Origin of the sequence: Burkholderia sp. Ac-20353, assembly GCF_017104785.1 — a bacterium.
Taxonomy (GTDB): Bacteria; Pseudomonadota; Gammaproteobacteria; order Burkholderiales; family Burkholderiaceae; genus Burkholderia.
Genome location: NZ_JAAGPL010000507.1, coordinates 1 through 1,149 on the forward strand (window position 1 = coordinate 1; position 1,149 = coordinate 1,149).

Sequence of the window (1,149 nt, forward strand, 5' to 3'; positions counted from 1 at the left end):
GCGGGCGTACCTCGAGCGCCACGGCAAGCCGGTGGCGTTGTACAGCGACAAGGCGAGCGTGTTCCGCAGCACGACTGCGAGCAAGACCGGCCGCAGCGTGACACACTTCGGCCGGGCGATGTACGAGTTGAACATCGACACGTTCTGCGCGAACAGCAGCCCGGCCAAGGGACGCGTCGAGCGCGCGCATCTGACCTTGCAGGACCGGCTGGTGAAGGAACTGCGGCTGCGGGGGATCAGCACGGTGGCCGAAGCGAATGCGTATGCGCCCTCCTTCATTGCCACGTATAACGCGCGGTTCGCGAAACCGCCGAAGAGCGATTTCAATGCGCACCGGCCGCTACGGGACGACGAGGATCTGGACCAGTTGCTGACCTGGCGCGAGACGCGCCGCGTCTCGAAATCGCTGACAGTGCTGTACGACCGGGTGCTCTACTTGCTGGACGACACGCCGGAACACCGCAAGCTGATTCACCGTTACATCGACGTATGGGAGTACCCGGACGGGCGCATCGAGATCCGCGCCGACGGCGCAGTGCTGTGCTGTCGGCAGTACGACAAACTGGCGGAGGTCGATCAAGGCGCGGTGATCGACCACAAGCGCCTGAGCCATGCGCTGCAAGTAGCCGAAGCGATTCAGGCGCAGCGCGACAATCGGCGAATCTCGGGTTCGCCTTCGCGTACCAATCGCGGTCTGCCGGTGCGGGCCAAGGAGTCGTCGCCCGGCGCCAAGAAACCGCGGGCGTTCGCGGCAGCGGACATCGAAGCGGCCATATTGCAGGTTGCGGCTCAAGCACACAAAGCAGAATCGGACCGACGGTCTGCCAAGGCCCGCGGATGAACGTAAGCGCCCTGCTGCTTCAGGCTCAACCCTTCAACGCTGAATGATGGGCAAACCAATGACAGATGCGACATCTGTATTTAGCTGGCGCTACGACATCTGAATCTGGGTATGACATGAGATGAGATTGTAGTAGCTTTATAGATGGAATGGTCGCCTCCCGCCACATCGACCATTCCAGCGCCTGTCTCCGCTTTCTGGGTTCCTGGTACGGATGTGCGACAGTGTCTTGTCCATTCTTCCGTTCAGGAGAGATTCCATGGAGCCCACGACGATCGCCATCGACCTAGCCACGCGCGTTTTCCAGA

Annotated in this window: 1 pseudogene; it reads left to right on the forward strand. The window is 61.5% G+C overall.

What is annotated here, in order from left to right:
• Positions 1–841 (forward strand): annotated as a pseudogene (locus G3N94_RS41610) (ISNCY family transposase); the annotation flags it as partial.
• Between the last annotated feature and the right edge of the window lie 308 nt (positions 842–1,149).